General features: G+C 58.8%; 17 protein-coding genes. 11 read left to right on the top strand and 6 right to left on the bottom strand.

All coding sequences use genetic code 11. The annotated features are described in order from the left end of the window. Positions 1–99 precede the first annotated feature (99 nt). The 5 genes from DXD24_RS09040 to DXD24_RS09020 all read right to left on the bottom strand — a co-directional run bounded on the left by DXD24_RS09040 (position 100) and on the right by DXD24_RS09020 (position 7042). Positions 100–846, bottom strand: a complete 747-nt coding sequence (locus DXD24_RS09040) for an energy-coupling factor transporter transmembrane protein EcfT (RefSeq protein ID WP_117564395.1) — start codon at positions 844–846, stop codon at positions 100–102. Next, positions 839–2590: an ABC transporter ATP-binding protein gene (locus DXD24_RS09035; protein ID WP_117564394.1), complete on the bottom strand. Its 1752-nt coding sequence runs from the start codon at positions 2588–2590 to the stop codon at positions 839–841. The genes DXD24_RS09040 and DXD24_RS09035 overlap by 8 nt, the downstream gene beginning before the upstream one ends. A gap of 212 nt (positions 2591–2802) precedes the next feature. Beyond that, entirely contained in the window at positions 2803–3372 is a 570-nt protein-coding gene (locus DXD24_RS09030) for a hypothetical protein (RefSeq protein ID WP_117564393.1), read from the bottom strand. 400 nt (positions 3373–3772) lie between these two features. Beyond that, a complete protein-coding gene (locus tag DXD24_RS09025; RefSeq protein ID WP_117564392.1) occupies positions 3773–5716 on the bottom strand; it encodes a C69 family dipeptidase in 1944 nt (647 codons plus the stop codon). 408 nt (positions 5717–6124) lie between these two features. Continuing rightward, entirely contained in the window at positions 6125–7042 is a 918-nt protein-coding gene (locus DXD24_RS09020) for a diacylglycerol kinase family protein (protein ID WP_117564391.1), read from the bottom strand. Between the two features lie 98 nt (positions 7043–7140). On the opposite strand from DXD24_RS09020, the gene rnd reads away from it, so the two are divergent. The 9 genes from rnd to DXD24_RS08975 all read left to right on the top strand — a co-directional run bounded on the left by rnd (position 7141) and on the right by DXD24_RS08975 (position 16332). Continuing rightward, the gene (gene rnd / locus DXD24_RS09015; protein ID WP_006234315.1) at positions 7141–8274 is read left to right on the top strand and encodes a ribonuclease D; all 1134 of its coding nucleotides are present in this window, start codon (positions 7141–7143) and stop codon (positions 8272–8274) included. Positions 8275–8513: 239 nt separating this feature from the next. Beyond that, a complete protein-coding gene (locus tag DXD24_RS09010) occupies positions 8514–9218 on the top strand; it encodes a zinc metallopeptidase (RefSeq protein WP_117564390.1) in 705 nt (234 codons plus the stop codon). 115 nt (positions 9219–9333) lie between these two features. Further along, the gene (gene xseA, locus DXD24_RS09005; RefSeq protein ID WP_369831501.1) at positions 9334–10785 is read left to right on the top strand and encodes an exodeoxyribonuclease VII large subunit; all 1452 of its coding nucleotides are present in this window, start codon (positions 9334–9336) and stop codon (positions 10783–10785) included. A gap of 42 nt (positions 10786–10827) precedes the next feature. Then, complete coding sequence (xseB, locus tag DXD24_RS09000; RefSeq protein WP_006234311.1) at positions 10828–11094, top strand: exodeoxyribonuclease VII small subunit; 267 nt, start codon at positions 10828–10830, stop codon at positions 11092–11094. A 49-nt stretch (positions 11095–11143) separates the two neighbouring features. Continuing rightward, entirely contained in the window at positions 11144–11479 is a 336-nt protein-coding gene (locus DXD24_RS08995) for a histidine triad nucleotide-binding protein (protein ID WP_117564389.1), read from the top strand. Positions 11480–11520: 41 nt separating this feature from the next. Continuing rightward, positions 11521–12411, top strand: a complete 891-nt coding sequence (locus tag DXD24_RS08990; protein ID WP_117564388.1) for a LysR family transcriptional regulator — start codon at positions 11521–11523, stop codon at positions 12409–12411. A 119-nt stretch (positions 12412–12530) separates the two neighbouring features. Continuing rightward, complete coding sequence (locus DXD24_RS08985; RefSeq protein WP_117564387.1) at positions 12531–13691, top strand: MFS transporter; 1161 nt, start codon at positions 12531–12533, stop codon at positions 13689–13691. Between the two features lie 120 nt (positions 13692–13811). Further along, a complete protein-coding gene (locus tag DXD24_RS08980; RefSeq protein ID WP_006234305.1) occupies positions 13812–14990 on the top strand; it encodes an acetate/propionate family kinase in 1179 nt (392 codons plus the stop codon). A 163-nt stretch (positions 14991–15153) separates the two neighbouring features. Beyond that, positions 15154–16332 (top strand): acetate/propionate family kinase, encoded by a 1179-nt coding sequence (locus DXD24_RS08975; protein WP_117564386.1) that lies wholly within the window; start codon positions 15154–15156, stop codon positions 16330–16332. Between the two features lie 352 nt (positions 16333–16684). Here the strand turns inward: DXD24_RS08975 and pta are convergent, their stop codons facing one another. Beyond that, complete coding sequence (gene pta, locus DXD24_RS08970) at positions 16685–17665, bottom strand: phosphate acetyltransferase (protein ID WP_117564385.1); 981 nt, start codon at positions 17663–17665, stop codon at positions 16685–16687. A 231-nt stretch (positions 17666–17896) separates the two neighbouring features. On the opposite strand from pta, the gene glf reads away from it, so the two are divergent. Both glf and DXD24_RS08960 read left to right on the top strand, forming a co-directional pair. Beyond that, positions 17897–19099 (top strand): UDP-galactopyranose mutase, encoded by a 1203-nt coding sequence (glf, locus tag DXD24_RS08965; RefSeq protein WP_117564384.1) that lies wholly within the window; start codon positions 17897–17899, stop codon positions 19097–19099. Further along, positions 19092–20123, top strand: coding sequence for a glycosyltransferase family 2 protein (locus DXD24_RS08960; RefSeq protein ID WP_117646561.1), 1032 nt, complete (start codon positions 19092–19094; stop codon positions 20121–20123). The genes glf and DXD24_RS08960 overlap by 8 nt, the downstream gene beginning before the upstream one ends. Positions 20124–20369: the final 246 nt, after the last annotated feature.

Raw genomic sequence — 20369 nt, 5'->3', positions numbered from 1 at the left:
GTTTATTTTGGCAGGTTTTATCTGGGAAAACAGTAAAGGCCTCGGCTCGTTTGGTGCGAGCCGGGGCCTTTTGCGTTTGCCGGTTGCTGCCAGCGATTGTTAGAACAGGAAGCCGATGGCGATAAGGGCGATGCTGACGATAAGTACGGCGATATCCAGGCTTTTGATGGGGTAGCGCTTATACGAACTCGCACGCGTGCGCAGGTAGAAGCCGCGCTGCTCGGCAGCAAGTGCGGTGGCATCGGTCTTGCCCACACTCGAAATAAGCAGTGGCACGCACAGCGGCAGCATGAGTTTGAGTTTCTTGACGGGATTCTTAGTGTCGTATTCGACGCCGCGTGCAGTCTGCGCCTCCATGATGGCGTTCATTTCCTGGCCAAATACCGGCACAAAGCGCAGTGCCGTGGTAAAGGTGAAGGCATAGCGATATGGCACGTGCAGCACCTCGACGCAGGCGTTGGCGAGGTCGTTGAGCTTGGTCACCATAAGCATGAGGATGAGTGGCAGCGCCACGCCCAACAGGCGTAGGCAGGCCTTCGATCCGGTAATGAGGCCCGTGTCGGTGATAAAGCCCCACACCACGTTGCCGTCGCGCATAAAGGCCAGCTGAAGCACCAGCATGATAAGCGCGAGCGGAATCAGCAGCTTGAGTAGTGAGAGCAGACGGTCGACGACGCCGGCGTAGGCGCCCAGTGCAAGGGTGAGCGCCAAAAAGCCCAACAGCGCCACGTAGGTATCGGACAGGAAGATGCCGATGATGATGGCGGCGGCAAGGCCCAGTTTGACGACCGGGTTCAAGCGGTGCAGCAGTGTATCGCCCGGCATATAGTCGATGACGTTAACCACGGTGGACCATCTCCTCGGTAATGCGAACGATATCGGTGACCTCGCTCACCTGTGCAAAGGCAGGAGAGACGGAGGATGCCAGACGACGAGAAAGCTCTATGACCTGGGGTGGCTCAACGTAGGCTTGCTGCATGAGCTCGATGTTCGAGAACAGCTCGTGCGTGCGGCCGCGCTCGAGGATGCGGCCGTCGGCCATCACCACGATGCGCTCGGCAAAGTCGGATACGACTTCCATGTCGTGGCAGACCATGATGACGGCGCAGCCGCGCTCGGCCATGGTGCGCACGGTTTCCATGACGGTCATGCACTCACGGTAGTCAAGGCCGCTCGTGGGCTCGTCGAGCACCACGATTTTGGGCTCTACGACCACGACGGCGGCGAGTGCCACCATCTGGCGCTGACCGCGCGAGAGCGAGAAGGGCGCCTCGTCGGCCGGCAAGCCAAAGCGGTCGATGACGAGCTGGGCGCGACGCAGCGCCTCGGCACGGTCGATGCCGGCAAGCTCCAGGCCAAAGGCGACCTCGTCGAGCACAGTGTCCTTGCAGATCTGGCGGTCGGGGTTTTGGAAGAGGGTTGCGACTTCGCGGGCGATGCGGCTCGTGGGAGCGGCTGCGGTATCCAGTCCCGTGACACGCACGCTGCCCGAGGCGGGCTTAAGCAGGCCTGTGAGCAGCTTGGTGAGCGTGGTCTTGCCGGCGCCGTTTTGGCCGACGATGCCCACGAGCTCGCCGGGATAGAGGGTCAGGTTGAGGTCGTGGACGGCGGCGCCGCCATTGGGATAGGCAAACTCAACGTGATCGAAGGTGAGCACGGGCTCGGCGTCCTTGGCGTGCGGGCGCAACGACGGTGCGTGCGGTGAGCCGGCGGGTGCCTGAATGTCACTGCTTGCGTGTGCGGGGTCGACGATGCCCGTAATCAGGCGCTCGGCCTCATCAACATCCAAACAGGGAGTGCCGCTGGCCAGGCCATCGACCTCGAGGCTGTTGAAAATGCGCGTGACACGCGGGCAATCGACGCCGATGGCGCGGAGCTCATCGGCGTGTGCGAAGACCTCGTGCGGCTCGCCCTGTAGCGCGATTTCGCCATGATTGAGCACGAGTACGCGGTTGCAATACTCCGAAAGCAGGGCGACTTTTTGCTCAACGACGACGATGGTGATGCCGAGTGCGCGGTTGGCCTCACGCAGGGTCTCGAAGATCAGCGTGGAGCTGGCGGGGTCGAGCGCCGCGGTGGGTTCGTCGAGCACGAGCACGCGCGGACGCATGGCGAGGATGGCGGCGATGGCAACCTTTTGCTTTTGGCCGCCCGAAAGCGTGGCGATCTCGCGGTCGCGCAGGTCGCTGATGCCGACGGTCTCGAGCGTCTCGCTCACACGTTGCTCGATCTGGTCGTGGGGAACGCCAAAGTTCTCCAGGCCAAAAAGCATCTCGTCCTCGACGACCGAGGCGACCATTTGCGTGTCGATGTCCTGCAGCACGCTGCCGACGATCTGCGACACATCGGTGAGCGTAACTTCACAGGTGTCGTTGCCGTCGACAGTGACGGAGCCAAAGAACGTGCCGGTGTAATGGTGGGGTACGGCTCCCGACAGACAGGCGGCAAGTGTAGATTTGCCGGCGCCCGAAGGACCGATAATGCCAATAAAATCTCCCCTGTTCACGCCGAGCGAGATATGCTTAAGCACCTGCTCGGTCTGCGTGCCATAGGAGAACGAGACATCGTCGACGTTGATGATCGTTTCCATGGATACCTTTCAGAGTCATCGGGGACGTTCTTACATGACTAGTCGTTTAAGAACGTCCCCAAGAGCTAGTTGTCTGGGACAGTCTTTGATGGTGGAGCACGGAGACGGCTTTACGAGGGGCCCCAGGTTGGCGCGAAAGAGGAGCGAAGCGTACTTGGGTACGCGAGCGACGAATGAACGCCAAGATGGGGTGGCTCGTAAAGCCGAGCGGGTTAGTTGAGCCTAAGGGCCTTCTGGATGGGCAGGTAGAGGGCGCCGACCAGAATGGCGTTAAACACGGCGGTCATGGCGACGACGGGCAACATGGCTGCGGCGAGCTCGCTCACCACGCCGAGCATGGCCATCTTGATGACCATGAAGATGACGCCCGAGACAAAGGTGGTCACGAACGTTGCGACGATGGCGACGGCAGGCTTAACCTGGCCTCCCTTGGCGGCGGCGTTGACGATGAGGGCCATGAGCATGGCGGCGATGCCCTCGGCGGCAAAATCGACAAACGGCGAGGTGGTGGTGATCTGGATCACGGCGGCCGAGATAAGGCCGATGACGAGCGCCTGACCAATGTTGGGGCGAACGACCAGGATGGTGAGGCAGAAGGCCGAGATGATGAACTCGGGGCTAATCATGCCGCCCGAGATGCCCGAGATGGCCTTGCCGACGGTGAAGTTGAGAATGAAGCCGGCGGCAAGGAGGATGGCGAGCAGGACAAGGGCACGGATATCGAGCTTACCGCGGTCGGCGGTCTGGACGGTGCGGGGCTGGGCGGTGGTGTTCTGAGACATGGTGAAAATCCTTTCGGAATGGGAGTGCAAGAGAAAAGCGGAGGCGCGTGATGCGAATGCGATCGGGCTCGAGATAGAAAAAGGCCCCCGGTCGAAACCGGAGGCCTTCCAATCACCTAGAGCTAAAAAACAGGCGTGAGGGACTCACTGTCGACCGATCGTATTCGCATCACGCCACCACCAGTTGTTGAGAGAGTTCATCGTGTTCTTCATGTTGGTGGCTCCTTTCGTGATGCCGTGGCGCGGTCGCACCTAGTTGCTGTTGCGCTGCACTATAGCACAGCGAAGTGTGTGCGGGGAAATCTTTTTTAAAAAGATTTCAGGCGGGTTTCCCGCCGGTCAAAAGAGCGGGCTAAGCGGGCGAGGCTGCCATTGCTGCCTTGCCCGCTCAGCTAGGACGTTACTCCTTGTTGCGACGGTAGAGGAAGTAACCACCGGCGGAGATGACGGCAACGCCAGCGATGGCGAATGCAGCCACCATGCGGCCATCAAAACGATCACCGGTGGTGGGCAGGCCGCCCTTGGTGTTCGTTTTGTTGGTGGTTACTGTGGTTGTGGTGTCCGACTTGCCAGGCTTCTCAGGCTTGGTGGTGGGCTGCTCGGGCTTAGCGGGCTGCTCGGGGGTGCCGGGCTGCTCGGGGGTGCCGGGCTGCTCGGGGGTGCCGGGCTGATCCGGGGTGACCGGATCGGTGGCAAGAGCATCCTTGGCGTAAGTGATGGACACCTTGAGGCCGTTGGTCTCGGTGTTCAGGTCGCTCGGGGTGAAGGGCTCGTCAAAGTTTCCGGCCTTCTGATAGGCGCGCATCTCCTGGAGCAGGGCCTTGCACTTGACGTAGGTGTTCTCGGTGGCAGCCTTGCCGGCCTTGTTGGCCAGAGCGGTGCGGCCCTCGGTGGTCGTCTCGGCCAGCATGGCGGCGTCGACTTCCTTGTTCTGTTCGATGAGCTCGTTCTGGAGTGCATCGAGGTAGGAGCGGACGCTGATACCAAGGGTATCGGGATTCTCAAAGCAGAGGGAGCTGATGTCCATGAGGACGTAGTTGATGGAGTTCTCGGGCTCCTCGTTGTTCACGATGTCCGTCTCTTTGCAGTGGTCGAAGGAGACGGTCTGGTCGCTGAAATACGGGCTAACCTCGGTAATCAGCGCGGAGTAGAAGGGGATGGCGACGGAGTACGCGGCGCGGGAGAGCATTTCCCACTGGATTGTTGCAACCTGGGGATCAAGACCGTTGCGAACCTGGAAGACGTGAATCTCGGTGTTGCGCTCGGTGCCGATGGCGTAGGCACCGTCAGTGTTGGCGTTAAGGCCCGGGGTATTCTCGCCACGGTTACCGAGAGAGCGAATCATCTCAAAGGTAGTCCAGTCTTTCTTTCCGGGCTGGAAGAACAGCGGCTGCATCTCGTGGACCAAGGCGCCGGTCGTGGCGCGAGCCTCTTCGCGCTCGTCCTTGACGATCTCGTAGTCGGTGCCCTCCTGGAGCTCGTTGCCAAAGTAGTTACGGCCCTGGACGTAGCGGGTCCACTGGTGCATACCGGAATTCTGAATGGTCTCGCCATAGGTTGCGGCGACGTCGAACTTGCCGTCGGTGTACTCGGCAAAGCCCTTCTCCTTAGGCATGGACTCGATGCCCTCGGAGTGCAGGCAGTTCTCGGGGTCGTTGAGGTCGACATCGTAGTTGAGGTTGCCGATGTTGGGGTTGATCGAGGCGACGTCGTCGGCGAGCTTCATGCCGATCCACTGGTGACCGGAAAGCGCGGCAAATAGCCAGGTCTCGTTGTTGTCGGCGATGATGATCTGGTCGTTGGAGCAGACGCCCTGCTCGTCAATCAGGCTGCCGAGGAGCTCGACGCCCTCGCGGGCCGTGGCGCTCTCGCCCAGGATGACGCTGGCGTAGTTGTACTCGCCGATGCCGGTTTTAGTCAGGGGGTCTGCTGTCTCGGCATCTGCATTCATACTGGTGCTTAGCGTGGCGGAGCAGGATACGCCCTTCTCGTTGATGCCTGCTTCAGAGTAGGCATCCCAGCGGTTGTCCCACTGGGAGGGATGGTCGCGTACATAGGTGTAGCGATACGTGGTCTTGGTCGAGGTGTACATGAACGAAGACTCGTCCGAGCTGTACGTATGTCCCGGGCCGTGAGAGGGCTCAATGCCAAAGTGCTTAAGATAGCGCGGGCCATAGTCCTCGGAACGGCCGTAGTACGTGTTGCCGTCGGCCGTAAGGTTTTTGCCCATGTAGACCTGCGTGCAAGCGAGTGCAGAGGTCGGCATGGACATGATGGTTGCAGCTCCAAATGCAAGGCCTATGCCAAGCTTCTTGAGCGCGTTGACGGGGCGAGTTTTCCTCATTTTCCCTCCCAGCGTGCGAAAGCCCTCTGTCGCCAGAGGGCTTCAGCCAATAAAGACACCTCATTAGCGTAACGAACTGGAAACAATATTCATCTATGAAAGAAACTTACTCGATAAGCGTGATGAAATATGCGATGAGCGGTTAATCGTACTCAGTTTGCAGCTTTACTTTAATAAAGACGCCCTGTAATTACTGTAGCCGAATAAAGTAGCTGGGAATGCCCGAAATGAAAATCCCCCGCTGTTTGACGAATGCATAAACAGCGGGAGAGGCGATAACTGGATGAATATCATACCAATGTGGATTTACTTCTTTCGGCGGTGAATCACGTTGATGGCGTAACCGACGAGCATGGCCAAGACGATGACAATAAAGCCGATCAGGGGATTGTCGTTCATGGGGTCCTCCTATTTTCCGAGCGGTGAGAATTCGTCGACGATGAGGTCGAGGCATTGCGGAAGCGCGCGGGCTCCAAAGACGCCCGAATTGCTGGAGATAATCTCGCCATCGAACTGCATGCCCAGCGACGGGGTGCAGGTGATCTTGGCTTCCTTGGTCTGGATGATCTTGAACTGCGGGCGCCCGAGTACCTTGCCGGCGGGGTCAAGCGCAGCGGTGATCACAGTAGGCAGCAGCTGCACGGTGCGCACGGGTTCGATGACCGCAATATCGACCATGCCATCGTTCATGCGGCAGTCGGGGAACAGGTTGATGTCGTTTTGGATGACCGAGGTATTGCCCGCCATGCAGCAGATGCCGTCGAGCTCCTCGACAATGCCGTCGTGCTCAATGGTAAAGCGCGCCACCGTGGGGTTGGGCGTGGCGAGAGCGGAGAGGAAGTAGGCGATCTCGCCGATGTCGTTTTTGGTGGGAGCGGCCTTCATCATGATCTCGGCGTCGAAGCCCGAGCCGGCGATGATGATAAAGCCGTGGCGCTTCTCTCTGCCGTTCTCGTCGAGCCAAAAGAGCTCGCCCATGTCCACTTTGACCGTGCGACCGGCGCGGCAAGCCTTGGCAAGCGCCGCCGCCTCAGGGGCATTGCCGATGTTGTTGAAGAACAGGCAGGCCGTGCCGGAGGGGAAGACGAGCGTGGGGACGCCGCATCCGCGCATCTGGTCGAGCACGTTGGAGACGGTGCCGTCGCCGCCCGAAATCACCACGCGATCAAACTCGCGCACGTCTGCCACGGCGTCCTCGGGTTCCATGCCATCGCCGATAAAACGCATCACGACCTCGTCGCCGCCCTGCGCGAGGGCGTGCGTGAATGCGTAGATTTCATCTGAGCTGGGGCCCGATGCCGGGTTGTGGATGATAAGGCAGCGCATACTTACGTTCCCGTTCTGTGACTAACCGAGTATAGTTGTAAGACAATGCCGTTATCCTACCCGTGTTTTTCGGGCCTAACCTTATTCGATGGGTTGATATGTACATTTCCACACATCAGGCTCTACTCGACTTTTGTCAGCGCGCCCGTGAGTTTGACGCGATTGCCGTCGATACCGAGTTTTTGCGCGAGCGCACGTTCCATCCGCGCCTGTGCCTGGTCCAGATTGCCACTCCTGCCGAGAGCGTCGCGGTTGATCCGCTGGTGATCGACGACCTGTCTCCCTTGGCCGAACTCATGGCCGACGAGAGCGTGACCAAGGTGTTCCATGCTTGCTCGCAGGACATGGAAGTTATGCTTCATACCGTAGGCGTGTTGCCGCGTCCGATTTTTGACACGCAGGTGGCCGCCGCCTTTTTAGGCGAGCGCCAGCAGATTTCCTACGGCGCGCTCGTGCAGACGTTTTGCGGCGTCTCGCTGCCCAAGACTGAGTCGCTGACCGACTGGTCGCGTCGCCCGCTGACCGATAAGCAGATTGAGTACGCGATCGATGACGTCAAGTACCTGATCGTCGCCTATACCGAGATGATGAGCCGTCTGCGCGAGCTGGGCCGCGTGGACTGGGTACTCGACGAGTTGCGCCCGCTGGCTGACGAGTCGCACTATCGCGCCGATCGCCACGAGGCGTTCCGCAAGGTCAAGCGCATCAATTCGTGCAGCCGTCACCAGCTGGGTATCGCGCGCGAGCTCGCCGCCTGGCGCGAGGACCGCGCCGAGCGCCGTAACATCCCGCGCAAGTGGGTCATGTCCGACGACACGCTGCTTGCGCTCGTTAAGCGCAATCCCGTCCGCGTTGAGGAGTTCCGTAGCATTCGCGGTACCGACCAGCTGGGGGAGCGCGACGTGGACGGTGCGCTCATGGCCATCAAGCGCGGCGCGAGCTGCCCGCACGATCGCCTGCCGCTCATGGTGCGCGGACACCGTCAGATCTCGCCGGAGCTGGAGAGCGTGACGGACCTGATGTATGCGCTCATCCGCTTGGTTGCCGAGCGCTCGGGGGTGGCGACCTCGGTCATTGCCTCGCGCGATGACCTGGCCGATTACATCGAGCATCCTGAGCAAAGCCCCCTGCGCGAAGGCTGGCGTTTTGAGCTTGTGGGTTCGCGCCTGGACGATCTGCTTTCCGGCAATATGGGGCTCACCGTGAAGGACGGAAAGATTGAGTTGTTATAGGTATATAGTTACGCGGTTTTACCAAACCGCGTAACAGCTCGACGCTGCAAACGGCCGAGAGCGAGCAATCTGACGTTCAATCGTCGCTCGCGTACCAAAGTACGCGTCGCTTCTCTTTCACGTCACCTTGCTCGCTCTCGGCCGTTTTCGCTGACATTGCCAAAACATCGATGTTGATTTGCCTGCTGGGCGAGTGGGTAGAATGCCTCCAACGTGTAACTCGATTTGGAGGAATTCGCATGCCCTATTACTATGGATATGGCTTTGGCATCGACCCGCTGTACCTGCTGGTTGTTCTTGTCTGCACGGTGCTTGGCCTTGCTGCGCAGAGCTATATCAATTCGACGTACAAGACGTGGTCCAAGGTTCGCTCGGACGGCGACACGGGTGCCACGGTCGCTCGCCGCATGCTCGACGCCAACGGTTGCAACGCCGTGGGTATCAAGGGCGTCGCCGGTGAGCTCACCGACCATTACAACCCGCAGGACAATAACCTGTATCTGTCGGATTCCAACCGTTCGGGCGGCTCGGTCGCAAGCGTTGCTGTCGCTTGTCACGAGGCAGGCCATGCCGCGCAGCGTCAAAGCGGCTATGCCATGATGAAGGTACGCACCGCCCTCGTGCCGGTCGTCAACTTTACCCAGAACACTTGGACCATCGTGCTGCTCATGGGCCTGTTTATGAACATCGCGGGACTCACGACCCTCGCACTGATCTTCTTCTCGTTTAGCGTGCTGTTCCAACTGGTTACGCTACCGGTCGAGATTGATGCTAGTCGGCGCGCCGTGGCGTATATTGAGCAGTCGGGTATGAGCTCCCAGCAGGTCAACGGTGCCAAGAAGGTGCTGACGGCCGCCGCGCTTACCTATGTGGCTGCGGCGCTCACCTCGATTATTCAGCTGCTCTATCTTATGGCTCGATACAACAGAAACTCCAACCGATAACAAATTGGGTCGCTGGGCGCCGCGGGGATTCGTGTCCTCGCGGCGCTGTACTATGTGTTGGACTTGAATTTGCGCAGGGCCGAAGCCCTTGTGCACGATGACGAAAGGAGGCTGCGTGGCAGGCTGGAATCTAACCGGCAATGCCGTTTCCGCCGAGTTCGACGGTTCGGACGAGCAGGAGCGTAAGGAGCTCAGCGTGAGCCAGGCGGTAGAGATCGCCGCCGGTGCGCTCGATGCCATTCCGCAGCTGAGTGTCCTGGGCGAGGTCACGGGTTTCCGTGGTCCCAATGCCCGAAGCGGCCACTGCTACTTCCAGATTAAAGACGACTCGGCCGCCGTCGACTGCATCATCTGGAAGGGCGCCTATCTCAAGCGTACCTTCGATCTGCGTGACGGCATGCAGGTGAGCTTTAAGGGCAGCTTCAATCTCTATAAGGCCACGGGCCGCATGAGCTTTGTCGCTCGCTCGTTTTCGCTGGCGGGGGAGGGTCTGCTGCGTCAACAGGTGGCGCAGTTGGCCGAAAAGCTACGCCGCGAGGGACTGATGGACGAGTCCCGCAAACGCCGCATCCCGGTGTTTTGCTCACGCGTGGCGGTCGTCACCTCGCTTTCCGGTGCGGTAATCGACGACGTCAAGCGTACGCTGCGCCGTCGCAACCCGCTCGTCGAGCTTGTCTGCGTGGGCGCCAAGGTTCAAGGCGAGGGTGCGCCGGCCGAGCTCATTGATGGCTTGCGCCGCGCCGCTTCCATTACGCCGGCGCCCGACTGTATTTTGCTGGTGCGCGGCGGCGGCTCCTTTGAGGACCTCATGACCTTTAATGACGAGGGGCTTGCCCGCGCGGTGGCGGCTTGTCCTGTGCCCGTGGTGACCGGCATTGGCCATGAGCCCGATACCTCGATTTGCGACATGGTGAGCGACCGACGCGCCTCCACGCCCACGGCGGCGGCAGAATCGGTGGCGCCGGCTATGACGGAGTTGGCCGATGTGCTCGAGGCGCGCCATCAGCGTCTGGGTGCCGCGATGGCATCGATGATTGGGTCGGCCCAGGTCGACCTGGAGATGCTCGATCAGCGCGGTCGCCGTGCCTGGGATACCTATACGGCTCGCTTGGGTGATGCGCTCGATGCCGCTGCGTGTCGCCCGTGCCTCAACGACCCCACATTTATGGTCGAGCGTCGCGAATCGGAGCTTGCACTGACTGCCGATCGCCTGTCGGGCGCCATAGTACGCTCGGTCGGGACATTCCGCTCCAACTTTGAGCGCTTGCCCGAGCGTCTGATTACAAGCACCTCGGGGCTCGATGGTAAGCGCCATGCGCTCACGCTTGCGAGTTCCCGCCTAGAGCATCAAGGGCGCACGATGCTCAGCAAGCCAGCGTCCGACCTGAGCCGTGCGGCAGCGTCGCTCGATGCCCTGTCGCCGCTCAAAGTGCTTGCTCGCGGCTATTCCATCGCGTACAGCGATGATGGTGTGGCTACGAGTGCCAAGACCTTTAAGCCTGGCGACGCCATTCGCGTGCGCATGGCAGACGGCAACGTGGCAGCAACGGTCGATACGGTCGAGTAGACCGCGTTTCGCAGTGATAGACCCTTAGGAAAGGAAACAGATATGGCAGAGAAGACCCCGGTCGAGCAGCTTACGTACAAGCAGGCCTCGCAGGAGCTGGAGCTCATCATCCGCAGCCTGGAGTCGGGCGATATGGAGCTTGAGGAGTCGCTCGAGAGCTACACCCGCGGCGTCGAGCTCCTCAAAAGCCTGCGCACCCGCCTGTCCGATGCCGAGCAGAAGGTCTCGGTGCTCCTTAAGGACGTCGACGGCAACGATGTGCTCGCCGACGGCGAGGCCGCCAACACCGATGATAACCTTTCGTTCTAAGCATCTCGACCAAATATAATTACCTTGGTCTGTAAGAAAGGAACCAGCTATGTGCGATTGCATCTTCTGTAAAATTGCCAACCACGAGATCCCCTCGACCGTTGTCTATGAGGACGACCAGGTCATCGCCTTCGATGACCTCAACCCGCAGGCGCCGGTCCACACGCTCGTGATCCCTAAGAAGCACTACAGCGACATCGCCGACAACGTACCCGCCGAGACCATGGGCGCCATAGCTCACGCCATCCAGGAGGTCGCCAAGGCCAAGGGTCTGGAGGACGGTTTCCGCGTCATCTCCAACAAGGGCGTCAACGCCGGCCAGACCGTCATGCACTTCCACATGCACGTCCTCGGCGGCAAAAACCTGGGCGAGAACCTCATCTGAGGGCGCTTGGCCCGTCGACTTGGCTGCCTTTGGAGTAATCTATGCAGCTTTCTCAACTCGAATACCTTCAAGCGGTAGCGAACTATGGCGGCGTGCGCAAAGCAGCTCGCGCCGTTCATGTGAGTCCGCAGGCCGTTTCGTCGGCAATCAAAAAGTTGGAATCTGAGTATCAGATTGTTTTGCTCGACCGATCGGCGGGGGAGGCTGTTTTGTCTCCGGCGGGCAGAGAATTTGCGCGTCGTGCGCGCGTGATCCTGGCACAAGTCGACGATCTCAAAAAGTACGTTCAATCGAGGGGCGGCGGCGTTTCGCCCGATGGCCACTTTCGTCTTTACGCCCCCTGCCTTCATGGGCGGGGGCGCCTTTTTGCCGAAAGCTGGTATGACTCGTTTGAACGCTCGCACCCTCAGATTCACCTTGATGTGTGGCATCAGCCAACGGCTACATGCTTTGAATCACTTGTGCTTGGCATTTCGGATGCGGCTATCTCATTCGAGGAACCACGGGACAGCGTCCTTTCTTCAAAATATTTGGGTGAAAAGGAGCTCAAGGTTCTTTCATGCCCAGCGGGTCATCAATCTGTGGGCGCCATGACCATTCGCGAGTTACTGGGCGGCAGGCTCGCTGTTCCCATTAATTTGTCACCCTGTCTCAATGCAATCAATCAATGTCCCGAAGCCCAGCTCGTCAATTTTCGCTTCCGTGATGTTGAATACGGAAACAGGGCGCAGACTGAGTTTCTTCAAGCCGGGGGATTGATATTGAGTTTTTCTGGCTCTTCTCTCGCATCAGATGTATTGGAAGTGAGCGAGTGCTCCATTGAAGGTTCGCGTGATGTAACCTTGCCTATCTACTTTTGCTATCGGCAAAATTCCTGGACTGATCGACACCAGACGGTTTTTCTGCACCTATTGCGTCATCTTGCTTCGTGAGATTAATTGGCTTCGAGGCATCAAGTGATTATTGACGCCTTGTAACACATAGCTGACAGCTTTGCCCTCATGCTTTTCCAAGATTCCGATTTAGATTGCTGACTCTTGGAGGGCGGAGCATGAAAAACCGTACGGTTTTGCTTTATATGACGTTCGTTTTTCTGTCGAACTTCAGCACCATCTTGTTTTTTCTAACTGTCTACCTTGAGTTCGTCGGATTCTCGATGGTGGCGATTTCTAGCATGATGATTGCATACCAAGTGAGCAAGTTCATCCTTGAAGTTCCCACTGGCTATATTGCTGATAGGTTTGGACGAAAGACAAGCGGTCTCGTTGGCGTCGCAGGAATGCTTGGATACTACGCCGCCCTGCTTCTCGTCCGTTCTCCCCTGCTTTTAATCGGTGCGTTCGCTCTTAAAGGTTTTGCCGTTGCATGTGTGAGCGGATCCATAGAAGCGATTTTCATTGACAGCGTCTCTCAGGACCAGCTCGTAAGACTTAATGTCGTTGAGCGATTTGTTTTCTATGCCTCTTATGCCATCTCCGCTTGCGTGGGCGGTTTCATTTCGTCCGTCGGTGCATATCTCATTGGTCTTTCGGCAGATATCATCGCAATGGTGTTGACGTTGGTTGTCGTTGTCTGCATTCCTGAGATGCGAAGAGGGGGCACTGCGACGACACCTGAACATGGGATTAGCCCGAAGATGATCGGTGCCGCTATTGCGGGTAATGGCATTCTTCGTTCAGCGTTCATCATGGACTGTTCTCAGGCATTTGCTTTTGTCGCCCTGGAAGACTTTTTCTCACTGCTGCTTGCGGGTCGCGGAATGAATGCCGTCGCTTCGGGTGTGACCATTGCGGTTCAGCTCCTTGCCTCGGCCTCCATGGGACTTATTGTGCCCTGTGCGATTGCTCATGTCGACAAGGGCCGCTTTGCGCGTATTTGCGGCATCGTGCGTCTTTTCCTGACAGCTCTGTTTTTGATTCCCTTAACTCCGGTTTATTTGCTGCCCGTGTTCTATGTGCTGCAGACGGTCGCGTACTCGTTATTTGCTCCAATTAAATACTCAATTTTTCAAAAAGCAGCCGATCCTTCGATGCGCTGTTCACTGATTTCGGTTCAAAGCCAGATGGTGGCGGTGGGTGCCATCCTTTTCTATCTGTTCAACGCTGCGTTGAGCGGCATCGCGGGCATTCGAGTCATATTGCTTGTCGCGCTCGGGATTTCTTCCCTTGTGTATATCCCCGCGTTATTTCGTCTTACAAGCCAGAGGACATGAGTATTTAGGCACCGATAACTTATATATCAACGCAATAAACCCGAGCGCGAGGGCGTTTGGGTTTATTATTGAAGCGTATGTAACCTGGCGGCGCCACACCGCCTGTTAGTAGGGAGACACATGAACGTTCTGGTCGTCAACGCAGGATCTTCGACCCTTAAGTATCAGGTCATCGATACCAAGTCCCATAAGGTGTCCGCAAAGGGCTCCTGCGAGCGCGTCTGCTTTACCGGCGGCACTTTCACCCATGCTGCCAACGGCTCCAAGAAGGTGACCGAGAACATCGAGTTCCCCGACCACAAGGTCGCCATCGAGGTTGTCCTGAAGGACCTCGAGGCCAACGGCGTCAAGATTGAGGGCATCGGCCACCGTATCGTTCAGGGCGGTTGGTACTTTGGCGATTCCTCCCTCGTCGACGAGGATGTCCTCGCCAAGATCCGCGAGGTCGCTCCGCTCGCCCCGCTGCACAATAACCCCGAGGCCAACGTTATCGAGTACTGCCTGGAGCAGTATCCCGACCTGCCCAACGTCACGGTTTACGACACCGCTTTCCACTTCAACATGCCCGAGGTCGCCAAGACTTACGCCCTGCCCAAGGACGTCTGCGACAAGCTGCACATCCGTAAGTACGGCGCCCACGGCACCAGCTACCGTTACATCTCCAAGAAGGTCGCCGAGATGACCAACGGCGAGGCCCGCAAGGTCGTCGTGTGCCACATCGGTTCCGGTGCCTCCCTGTGCGCCATCGAGGACGGCAAGTGCATGGACACCACCATGGGCTTGACGCCGCTCGACGGCGTTATGATGGGCACCCGCTGCGGCTCCATCGACCCGGCTACCGTGTGCTACCTGCAGCGCGAGGGCGGCTACACCTTCGACGAGGTCGACGAGATGATGAACAAGAAGTCCGGCCTTTTGGCTGTGACCGGCGGCAAGACCAACGACTGCCGCAATGTCGAGGAGCTCGCCGCCGCCGGTGACCCCGAGGCCCAGCTCGCCTTCGATATGTTCGTCTACAAGATTGCCGCCAAGGCCGCCGAGATGGCCACCTCCATGTGCGGCATGGACACCCTGGTCTTTACCGCCGGCATCGGCGAGCACGCTCCGGCCGTCCGCGCTGGCGTGGCCGACCGTCTGGCCTTTATGGGCGTCAAGATGGACCATGCCCGCAACGCTCTGCGCGGCGACGGCGCTTGGTGCCTGTCCGCCAAGGATTCCAAGGTCAAGATCTTCGTCATCCCTACGGACGAGGAGTTCATGATCGCTTCCGACGTCGAGCGCATCGTCAACGGCAAGTAATTGCAAGAGGGGAGGGGCTGGACGACCGAGCGCCGTTCAGCCCCTCTTCTGTCTCGTTGAGCGATATGCCTGATAGCTATTTATCAAGTTGTGATAACTTCTTATTAACATGCGGCCGCCTTAAGGGGTCTGCGCCGACCGTATCGCACTGCAAAGGAGTCTCATGAACGTACTTGTTGTCAACGCCGGCAGCTCGAGCCTTAAATATCAGCTTTTGGATACCGATACCCGCGAGGTTTTCGCCAAGGGCAACTGCGAGCGTATCGGCTCGGACATGGGCATCTTTGGCCACTCCGAGAACGGTGGTGCCAAGCAGACCGAGGAGATTCCTTTTCCCGATCATCGCTGCGCCATTGCGCGCGTGCTCGAGGAGCTCGAGAAGACCGACTTTACGATCGATGGCATCGGCCACCGTATCGTTCAGGGTGGCTGGCACTTCGATGATTCCGCGGTCGTCGACGATGAGGTCATGGCTAAGATCCTCGAGGTTGCTCCGCTCGCCCCGCTGCACAATTACGGCGAGGCCGCGGCAATCGAATATTGCCGCGAGAAGTATCCGGAGCTGCCCAACGTGGCCGTCTTCGACACCTCGTTCCACATGACCATGCCCGAGGTTGCCTACACCTACGCACTGCCCAAGGACGTGTGCGACAAGTACCACGTGCGCAAGTACGGTGCCCACGGCACGAGTCACCGCTATGAGTGGATGATGGCCAAGGAGATCCTGGGCTCGCGCTGCCACCGCCTGCTCTCGTGCCATTTGGGCAACGGCGCCTCGCTTGCCGCCATCGAGGACGGTGTATGCCGCGATACCACGATGGGCCTCACGCCGCTCGACGGCCTGATGATGGGCACCCGTTGTGGTTCCATTGACCCGGCTACCGTGTGCTACCTGCAGCGCGAGGGCGGCTACAGCTACCAGGAAGTCGATGACATGATGAACAAGCAGTCTGGTCTGCTTGCCATCTCGGGCATCTCCAACGACGCCCGTGACATCCGTACGCGCGCCTCCGAGGGCGACGAGCGCTGCCTGCTCGCCTTCGATATGTTCGCCTACAAGGCCATGCAGCAGGCCGGCTCCATGATCGCTTCCATGGCGGGCGTGGACACCATTACCTTTACCGCCGGCATCGGCGAGAATGACTGGTCGATCCGCAAGGCCTTCTGCGACTGCTTCGAGTGGCTGGGCGTGCGCATCGACAACAACAAGAACCGCGAGGCCGTGGGCAACGGTCCGCAGGTCATCAGCGCCGCCGGTTCCGCCGTCACGGTCATGGTCATCCCCACCGACGAGGAATACATGATCGCCCACGACGTCGAGCGTCTGACCGCGAATAACTAGTGCGTTCGCTTGCGATTGAACGAAAGGCCTCCTGAGCAGCAGCTCAGGAGGCCTTTTTGCTAGCAGGCGGAAATTCCAGTCCCAAAGTGATCATCACCAGTAACGTCTGCGCTCCCAGCAACGACACCCATCCATTCAGATCCTCAGCCCCAGCTCGTAGCCAAGCCGCCGTCCACTCCAGATGCTCTGAATGCTTCGTAGCAGTAGAAGGCCGTACGGGCTAACCCCTGAAAACATTCCGCAGACCAGAAACGCCCCCGTTCGTAGCTCCGAAGGAGCAGAACGGGGGCGTTTCATTGGTCGAGGACGTTTTCAGGGGTTAGCCCGTACGGCCTTCGGGCGAGTGCGTCCGCTACTCAGCCATCTGAGCCTGGACGGCGGTGATGGCTACGACACCCACGATGTCGTCGGCAGAGCAGCCGCGCGAAAGGTCGTTAACCGGCTTGGCGATGCCCTGCAGGATGGGGCCGTAAGCGTCGGCGCCGGCGAAGCGCTGGACCAGCTTGTAGCCGATGTTGCCGGCCTCGAGATCGGGGAACACAAGCACGTTGGCCTTGCCGGCAACGGAGGAGCCGGGGGCCTTGAGCTGGGCGACGGTGGGAACGATGGCGGCGTCGAGCTGCAGGTCGCCATCGATGGCGAGCTCGGGAGCCTTCTCCTTGCAGAACTTAACGGCCTCCTGGACCTTCTTGGCGACCTCGCCGCCGGCGGAGCCCATGGTGGAGTAGGAGAGCATGGCCACGTGCGGCTCGACGCTGCCCATAAAGGTGGACCAGGAGTGAGCGGAGGCGATGGCGATCTCGGATAGCTCGTCGGAGGACGGGTTGATGTTGAGGCCGCAGTCGGCGAAGATTAGCGTACCGTCGGTGCCGAACTGCGGGGTGTCGGTGCACATCACGAAGAAGGCCGAGACCAGCTTGGTACCCGGGGCGGTCTTAAGGATCTGCAGCGCGGGGCGCAGGGTGTCGGCGGTGGAGTGGCAGGCGCCGGAGACCAGGCCGTCGGCGTCACCCATCTTGACCATCATGGTGCCAAAGTAGGTGGCGTCCATCACCTGGGCGCGAGCCTGCTCGATGGTGACGCCCTTCTTGGCGCGGAGCTCGGCAAACTTCTGCGCGTACTCCTCGTGCTTCTCGGCATTGCGCGGATCGATGACGGTGGCGCCGGGAACGTTGATCTCGTCGGGGTTGCCCAGGATGACGAGTTTTGCCAGGCCCTCCTCGATGATCTTGGTGGCCGCGACGATGGTGCGCGGATCCTCGCCCTCGGGCAGGACGATCGTCTTAAGGTCGGCCTTGGCGGCAGACTTCATACGGTTAAGGAAATCGCTCATGTTACTCCTTACAAGCGTTTCACTAAGCTCCAGGCGCCCGGCTGTTCACGAATAAACCCGCTGCTAGCGGGTTTACCTTTCAAATTTGTACGCCGCGGTGCTTGAGCTTTCCTTGTGTGGCAAGCTCATTATAGGACGCATTAGCGCTATAATAACTCTGATAAATATGTCTCGAAGAATGTTCGAGAAAAGCCCAGCTAACGAGCCCGTGGCTTTTGACAAGGAGTATCGATGCAGATTACCTCAGGCCTGCCTGAAGGCTTTAACGCTGGCGCGTACGACATGATTGTCGTCGGTGCTGGATATGCCGGTGCCGTTTGCGCCCGCCGTCTTGCCGAGACCATCGGCTATCGTGTTGCCGTTTTGGAGCGCCGTAGCCACATTGCGGGCAATGCCTATGACTGCACTGACGAGGCCGGAATCCTGATCCACGAGTACGGTCCGCATATCTATCACACCTTTAACGAGCGCGTGCACAATTTCCTGTCGCGCTTTACCAAGTGGACGGATTATCAGCACAAGGTGCTCGCCAACATCAACGGTACCCTTATGCCCGTGCCCTTCAACCATGCGAGTCTCAAGCTCGCCTTTGGTGATGAGCGCGGCGAGGAGCTGTATCAGAAGCTCGTGGAGACCTTTGGCAAGGATGTCAAAGTGCCCATTATGGAGCTGCGTAAGAAGAACGACCCCGACTTGGCCGAGGTCGCCGATTACGTCTACGAGAACGTCTTTTTGCATTACACCATGAAGCAGTGGGGCCAGACGCCCGACCAGATCGATCCCTCGATCACCGGCCGCGTTCCCGTCTTTGTGGGCGACGATGACCGCTATTTCCCGCAGGCTCCCTTCCAGGGTATGCCGCAGGACGGCTACACGGCGCTGTTCGAGCATATGCTCGACCACGACCTGATCGACGTGTTCTGCGACGTGGACGCCCGCGATCTCTTTGAGATCGACGAGACCACCGTCAAGATCGGTGGCAAGGTCTACGGCGGCGAGATCGTCTATACCGGTCCGCTCGATGAGCTGTTTGGCCTTGATCTGGGCGCTCTTCCGTACCGTACGCTCGATATGAAGTTCGAGACGCTCGATATGGATCAGTTCCAGCCCGTGGGTACCGTCAACTACACCACGAGTGAGGACTACACGCGCATTACCGAGTTCAAGAACATGACTGGTCAGGTCCTGCCCGGCAAGACCACCATCATGAAGGAGTACTCCAAGGCCTATACGCCCGGCTCGGGCGAGACGCCGTATTACGCCATTCTTGAGCCCGAGAACCGTGAGCTCTATGAGCGCTATCTTGAGCGCGTCCAGAACCTGACAAACTTCCACCCGGTGGGTCGTCTGGCCGAGTATCGTTACTACGATATGGATGCCGTGACCAATTCCGCCCTCGATCTTTCGGATGAGATTATCGCCTGCCATGCATAAAGTCATAACATTCGGTATTCCCTCGTATAACGCCGCCAAGGACATGGACCATTGCATCACCTCCATCTTGGAGGGGAGCAATTACGCCACCGATATCGAGATTGTCGTGGTGGACGACGGCTCCAAGGACGAGACGGCCGCCAAGGCCGACGAGTGGGAGGCCCGTTATCCTGGAATCATCCGCGCGGTGCACCAGGAGAATGGCGGCCACGGTATTGCCGTCCTTTCGGGTCTGCGCGAGGCGCAGGGCACCTACTACAAGGTTGTCGACTCGGACGACTGGCTTGACGGCGCTGCCCTTTCGACCATGCTGTCGATTCTGCGCGGCTTTGAAGAGCGCGACCAGCGCGTTGACCTGTTTATCTCGAACTACGTGTACGAGAAGGTTTACGAGGGTACGCATACGGCTATTGGTTACAAGTTTGCCCTGCCGCGAAAAAAGATCTTTACCTGGGACCAGATCGGCCATTTCCGTTTTGACCAGAATCTGCTCATGCACAGCCTGTGCTATCGCACAGATGTGCTGCGCGAGTCCAACCTGCCCATGCCACCGCACACGTTCTATGTGGACAACATCTACGCCTACGTGCCGCTGCCGCGTTGCAAGACCATGTACTACGCCGACATCGACCTCTATCGCTACTTTATCGGTCGCGAGGGCCAGAGTGTCAACGAGGCCACGATGGTCAAGCGTCTGGACCAGCAGTTCCGTGTTACGCGTATCATGATGGAGTCGTACCACCTGTACAGCGATGTCGAGTCGTCGCGTCTGCGTTCGTACATGATGGGCTACTTCACCATGATGATGGCGATCTGCTCGGTGCTCACCAAGCTTTCCGACGAGGATTGTGCCGATGAGCGCCTGAAGACGCTGTGGAAGGACTTGAAGGAGTACGACGAGCGCATGTATCGTCGCGCCCGCTACGGCGTGGTCGGATTCTTCACCAACCTGCATGGACGGGCCGGAGACAAAACCACACTCGGCCTATACCGTCTTGCCTCAAAGATCTTCAAATTCAACTAGCTGCTGAGTAATCGCTGCTGATAGGTTGACTGGGCCCCTTGGCCTTTAGTTTGCTACTGCGAACAGTCCTGCTCGCACGGAAAGCACATTAAGTGCTTTCCGGCTCGTGCGGAACTTGTATCAAACTAAAGGCCAAGGGGCCTCTGCTATAAGAATCGATTGTCAGGTTATTTGAATTTGAAGATCTTCGGCGCGCGGTAGGTACCGTCAAGATTCTTTCGCAAATTGATCGAGGCGGCCTCGGCC

It is taken from the genome of Collinsella sp. TF12-2AT, from assembly GCF_003436735.1.
In the GTDB taxonomy this organism is placed as follows: domain Bacteria; phylum Actinomycetota; class Coriobacteriia; order Coriobacteriales; family Coriobacteriaceae; genus Collinsella.
Note: the sequence above shows the minus strand (reverse complement) of the source record. Positions and strands in the feature narration are given on the sequence as shown.

Coding starts and splice junctions, on each gene's coding strand:
- DXD24_RS08975 (WP_117564386.1), top strand. CDS start 15,154: ATGAACGTACTTGTTGTCAACGCCGGCAGCTCGAGCCTTAAATATCAG.
- xseB (WP_006234311.1), top strand. CDS start 10,828: ATGGCAGAGAAGACCCCGGTCGAGCAGCTTACGTACAAGCAGGCCTCG.
- DXD24_RS09025 (WP_117564392.1), bottom strand. CDS start 5,716: ATGAGGAAAACTCGCCCCGTCAACGCGCTCAAGAAGCTTGGCATAGGC.
- pta (WP_117564385.1), bottom strand. CDS start 17,665: ATGAGCGATTTCCTTAACCGTATGAAGTCTGCCGCCAAGGCCGACCTT.
- glf (WP_117564384.1), top strand. CDS start 17,897: ATGCAGATTACCTCAGGCCTGCCTGAAGGCTTTAACGCTGGCGCGTAC.
- DXD24_RS08990 (WP_117564388.1), top strand. CDS start 11,521: ATGCAGCTTTCTCAACTCGAATACCTTCAAGCGGTAGCGAACTATGGC.
- DXD24_RS09020 (WP_117564391.1), bottom strand. CDS start 7,042: ATGCGCTGCCTTATCATCCACAACCCGGCATCGGGCCCCAGCTCAGAT.
- DXD24_RS08985 (WP_117564387.1), top strand. CDS start 12,531: ATGAAAAACCGTACGGTTTTGCTTTATATGACGTTCGTTTTTCTGTCG.
- DXD24_RS09035 (WP_117564394.1), bottom strand. CDS start 2,590: ATGGAAACGATCATCAACGTCGACGATGTCTCGTTCTCCTATGGCACG.
- DXD24_RS08995 (WP_117564389.1), top strand. CDS start 11,144: ATGTGCGATTGCATCTTCTGTAAAATTGCCAACCACGAGATCCCCTCG.
- DXD24_RS09030 (WP_117564393.1), bottom strand. CDS start 3,372: ATGTCTCAGAACACCACCGCCCAGCCCCGCACCGTCCAGACCGCCGAC.
- DXD24_RS08960 (WP_117646561.1), top strand. CDS start 19,092: ATGCATAAAGTCATAACATTCGGTATTCCCTCGTATAACGCCGCCAAG.
- DXD24_RS09010 (WP_117564390.1), top strand. CDS start 8,514: ATGCCCTATTACTATGGATATGGCTTTGGCATCGACCCGCTGTACCTG.
- DXD24_RS08980 (WP_006234305.1), top strand. CDS start 13,812: ATGAACGTTCTGGTCGTCAACGCAGGATCTTCGACCCTTAAGTATCAG.
- rnd (WP_006234315.1), top strand. CDS start 7,141: ATGTACATTTCCACACATCAGGCTCTACTCGACTTTTGTCAGCGCGCC.